Raw genomic sequence first — 4998 nt, 5'->3', positions numbered from 1 at the left:
GATGAAACATAACCGCGAACCAATGGACGGCAGATTGAAGGGGGCTGAATTCAAAGAAGTAGCGACAGATCTTCAAGCTCTCATTGAAGGACGACCACCCATTGAGTCAAACCAAAATGTACATCCATCTCATTCTCCCCGTTCATCGTCGTCTAAAAATTCTGACGAATCCTCGAATGAACCGGGCGGAGAATCCCCTCTTATCAACATTCGGCTGAAAGATTCCGATAACGAACGTGCTCGCGAACTGGTCAATCTCGATGACCACTTTATTACCGATTTTGCAGAGATGTCCCCAGCAGCAGCAAAGTACGTCCGCCAACGTCCTTACATGACACCAGAGATGATGAAGAAATTCCGCTGCGGCTACCTTCCCAGTAACGCAAAGGGATTATTGCGTGGTCACTTCGTCTATGGCTATCCCAATGCAGACAGTAACGAAAATATTCTGACATGGTTTGGTCGCAATCTCAACTACGAAGACCAACACAAAAAATGGCAACGCACCGGCGACAGCAGCAAAGAACCTCGCAAATTTAAATTTGTCAAAGGTTTTCATAGAGGGCAAGAACTCTTTGGCGAACCCCATTTCCACGAACTTTCTACTCTGGAACAAATTAGGCAAACCGGGATCATTCTCGTCGAAGGCCCCAACGATGTCATCAATCTTCACACTCTTGGAGTTCCCGCGTTAGCAGTATGCAGTAACACCATTACCGAAACCCAGGCTGACAAGTTAGCAACATTGGCAAACAATACTCCCGGTGGTCACATCTCCGTCATGTTCGATCTCGACAAAGAAGGAGAAAATGGGGCTAAACAAACAGTGCTGGAGTTGGCAAAACGTTGCCGGGTGCGACTTGCTTGGTCAATCGATCTCGTTGATGGTCAATTCAAAGGCCGACAACCAGAATCCGTGACTGCTGAAGACTGGGATATGACGATTTATCCGGCCTTAACCCGTGTCTCGTAAACATCCACTCGCACGGCAATCCCGTATTTTGTTTTCGCTGACGGCAATTTGATACTAAGTATATGCAACTTATGCCAGGAAAAGATGTTACGCTGAGAAATTTGCTAAAACGAACCAATTCGCGGACTCCATATGTGTGCGTGGAAGCCATACGTATTCGCGGATTCATCGCGAATCGGAAAATCTGGCAGAATGACTCCTGGAGTGTTCCAGTAATCCTGATCCTTAACGACACTCTATTTTTCAGTCGTGGTCAGAATTTGCGGATGTTGATTGAGATGAAGTTGGCGTCCTCGTTGCAAACAACGCGCAATACCATAAAAGGTCTGACTGATCGCAAAAATCCAAAGCACCGGTGTCAAAATATTGAAGATCAAAGCGACGGACAAGATGAAGATAAAAACGCCCTCATCAAAGGAAAGAATCTTGCGTTGTTCGCCCACAAACCATTGCAGGTTTGCTAAAACGCCATGGCCTAGCCCTGCTGTTTCCTCTGTTTTCTTTTCAAGCTCAGAGACTTCCTGAATTTTTTTATTTAGATACTCCTTGTCGTCGCACATTTCAATATAAATGGTGACATATTTTATGTACCCACGCAGCGAGTAGAAAGCAACGCCTGTAAAAGCCAGGAAAACTGGCAGGATGTTTTGGGTCTGTACGTAAGCCGCGTATCCGATTGTCCCAAACCAAAGGAACACCTGAATCTGGTCGGTCATTTTATCGAGGAATCCACCCGGGCGTGAAGAGATACCTCGATAACGGGCCATCTGTCCGTCCATGCAATCCAAGATGTGACTACCGTGGATGAGCAACGCTGCGAGATAAAAATTCACCTGCCCGCCAACAATGATGAATGCCGTAGCGGCAATCGCAGTCATGAAGGAAAATAACGTGATCAGATTCGGTGTCAACCATTTGTAATCGACAACCATGTAATTGGCGCAGATCGCCAATGGCGATGTGACAAAAGACGACCACCACTCATCATTTTTATTCTTCGTGGCCCACAAACGCAGAAATTTTTCATCCATTAAAGGGCCTCATTTAACCCAGAGACATTTGGCACAACATCAAGATGACGCTCACGGACCAACTCGACCGGTATTGCCCCGAGGGCTGGTGACGAATTCCATTCAACCAGTCGGTTGTAATCGCCAAGGTGATCTACTTCTGTCCAAAATGCTCCTTCAACATCGCTGTGGAAAATGTCGATTCCATCGTCGATAAACGAGTATAAAACGCCTTCCCACCAGTTTCTAAAATCACCCCGTACGATCATTTCTTCGAGACGCTTCTTAAAGGTAGCAATGAAACTTTTATCAATACGTACGATGCCAACATACTCACAGTCTGTTTCTTGATTGGATAGCTGGTTACCTGTTTTCAGGATACGGTTTCCCTGCACACTAAAGCGAAAATCAGCGTCGTCAATCCTCGTGGAATCCGAGAGCATCACCGCATGATCGGTTTGGGCAATTGCTGTGTCCAAAACCGCTTCTTCATAATAAAGGTCGGCGTTCATGAGGATCACGTCGTCAGACAGCACATCCTTTGCCAACCATAAGGATGCGATGCTGTTGGTGACCCGGAAGTACGGATTGTGAAAATATTTCACTCGAGACTGCAATTCCTGATGAATGTACTCACTTTTGTAACCTGTAATAACACTAATATCGGAAATGCCCCGACTTTTCAGAAGCGATACGGATCGGCTAATCAATGTGATCCCGTCCGTCTCGATCAAACACTTCGGCTTATCTCCGATAAGCTGTTTGAGCCGAGAGCCAACTCCGGCAGCCATAATAATTGCTTTCATACTTCAATCCTTTCAGTGGTTGTGCGTGTTTCAGGAAAGGCGATGCCTCTAAGTGCTCTAATTAAACTCGTTAAGTCGTCATCATCTTGAGCACCCATGTGGGAAATGCGAAAGAGTTTTGATTTTAGGTCTCCGCCGTTGGGAGCGACGATGATGTTGTAACGGTTGCGTAGCGCCTCTACGGTCTCGGATGCATCCTGACCTTCGCACGACAGGGCCGTCATGGCGTTGGATGATCGAAACGGTGATACATCAAAAGCAAGATCCTCGATCCCCCGACGAAAAGATTCTGCCCGTTGTTGATGTTGTAGCACTAGTGCGGGCAAGGTTTGTTGTTGAATATCCAAGAGGCGTTGATGCAGTTGCAGCATCAGGCCTATCGCTGGGGTGTAGGGCAGTTGGCCGCGCTGTTGATTGGTCAGATAATCTTTAAGATTAAAGTACAAACTCTTTGGCTTCCCTCTGGCCAATCGGGCCATCGCCCTTTGGTTCATCGCCACAAACGACAATCCTGGTGGCAAAGCGAGCGCCTTTTGTGAACTCAATATCGCTACGTCGACGTGCCAGTCATCCATGGAAAATTGATCGGCGCAGATGGTGCTGATCGCATCCACTATGAAAAATATCCCGTAGCGTCGGGCGATCCTGCCAATGGCTTGAATGTCATATAAATGACCGGTTGAAGTCTCATGGGCGTTAATTAATAACGCCGTGTATCGATTGTTTAAAAGCATGTCGCTCAGATGAGTTAAGTCAACATCCGCTTCCAACGGCACGTTATATTCATCGTAGGAAATGGAATGAATGTCGCACAGGTCGCACCATCTTTGGCCGAAACTTCCCCCGTTGATGATGAGAACCTTATCTGTAGCGTCGAGAAAGTTGAGTACGGAAGCCTCCATGGCCGCCGTGCCGGACCCCGTGATCAAGGCGACGGAACCCACTGTTTGGAAGACATATTTTAGACCTCGGAGAAGTTCGTGAGTGAACTCGGAAAATTTCTCAGTTCGATTATAGGGTGGTTGTTTATTACCAATGGCCAGGATGTGTTTTTCAATCGGAACTGGCCCGGGTGTGAATAATCGCAGTTTTTCCATGAAAAATCAGACTGTCCTTGTGTTAAGGAAACTCACAGCGTGTCTAAGCGTTACTCTTGCGAAATCGGAATTTCATACTGGCAAATTTTTGTCTGGCCATTGTCTTTATATTCATCAATGCCGCGTCCATCGACAAATCCGATTTAAAATCTCCGTAGCTTTGCGGCTATATCACGCTCCGGTCGTGTTTCAGTTGCACTTCGAGGATCGTGCAAGTTATTTGAGGAGTCCTCTGGCGTTTATTACAAAGAATGTACAATCGTCGTAGTCAACTCTTGAATTCGTACATCGAATTTCTCCAAACTGAATAGATTACGTCGCCAAACATTTCGACGGTTGATTGGGGTGGGTCCACTGCTTCATTTTTTAAAAAGGTGATTACTGCGTATCGGTGGATTCTTGTTCTTCAAATCGCTCTCGGGCTGTTCGAAACGGCATTCCCTCTTCGAGTTCGTACCGCTCGGCGCGAATGAACCAAAATGCCAACCCGCCAGTGTTGTGATGTGTTGATGGTACGTCTGTGTTTGCAGCTCGAACGCCCAGAGAACCCTTTCGGCCAGTCTTCTGCCATCCTCGACTCTGCATAATTATCCGCACCACAACACCAATCGCCTGCCGCAATCGCTTGCTGCGCTGGACGTGTATCTCTCCAAAAAAACGCTTGATTGCCGGTTGCGCTTCCAGATCCAGAATAACCCCAGCCAATGCAGCCCTGTCATGGTGAATCTCAGCTTCCTCCATCCGTCTTTGCCGATCCGCATCGCTGAAAAAGTCCAGCACTTCTTTAAAAGGTACTTCCGGATCATCCACTACATCAGCAAACGTTCTTCCCTGCCGGTCTGCAAGAAACGTTTCCCGTGTGATAGTGACGCTTTCCATTTCCGTACTCCTGCTGCTGATCTCACCGGCATACTTCATATTAATTTCATCTATTCTTCACATTACTTTCATATACAATACTCGCATATACAATATCTGCAAGTCCAAATATTGCAATTGCATATTTTGCTCGCTAATCACAGGACCCTGCTGACGTGGAACACTCAATTTAACAGAAATCGCATTAGGAATGGGTGTAAGTGTACATGGTTTGCGAAATTTGATGGAGCGCA

General features: G+C 46.7%; 5 protein-coding genes. 1 reads left to right on the top strand and 4 read right to left on the bottom strand.

All coding sequences use genetic code 11. From position 1 onward, the window contains the following. Window positions 1–973 (top strand): toprim domain-containing protein (locus Q0668_RS23870; protein WP_298869056.1); only part of this gene is annotated, 973 nt, incomplete at its 5' end. A 236-nt stretch (window positions 974–1209) separates the two neighbouring features. On the opposite strand, the gene Q0668_RS23865 is transcribed toward Q0668_RS23870, so the two are convergent. From Q0668_RS23865 to Q0668_RS23850, 4 genes are all read right to left on the bottom strand, one after another. Continuing rightward, the gene (locus Q0668_RS23865) at window positions 1210–2004 is read right to left on the bottom strand and encodes a CDP-alcohol phosphatidyltransferase family protein (protein WP_298869055.1); all 795 of its coding nucleotides are present in this window, start codon (window positions 2002–2004) and stop codon (window positions 1210–1212) included. After that, window positions 2004–2789, bottom strand: a complete 786-nt coding sequence (locus Q0668_RS23860; protein WP_298869054.1) for a phosphocholine cytidylyltransferase family protein — start codon at window positions 2787–2789, stop codon at window positions 2004–2006. The genes Q0668_RS23865 and Q0668_RS23860 overlap by 1 nt, the downstream gene beginning before the upstream one ends. Further along, a complete protein-coding gene (locus tag Q0668_RS23855) occupies window positions 2786–3886 on the bottom strand; it encodes an alanine--glyoxylate aminotransferase family protein (protein ID WP_298869053.1) in 1101 nt (366 codons plus the stop codon). Before Q0668_RS23855 ends, Q0668_RS23860 begins: the two co-directional genes overlap by 4 nt. A 378-nt stretch (window positions 3887–4264) precedes the next feature. Beyond that, window positions 4265–4765, bottom strand: coding sequence for a hypothetical protein (locus Q0668_RS23850; RefSeq protein ID WP_298869052.1), 501 nt, complete (start codon window positions 4763–4765; stop codon window positions 4265–4267). Window positions 4766–4998: the final 233 nt, after the last annotated feature.

This window comes from uncultured Gimesia sp. (assembly GCF_937910335.1).
Taxonomy (GTDB): domain Bacteria; phylum Planctomycetota; class Planctomycetia; order Planctomycetales; family Planctomycetaceae; genus Gimesia.
Note: the sequence above shows the minus strand (reverse complement) of the source record. Positions and strands in the feature narration are given on the sequence as shown.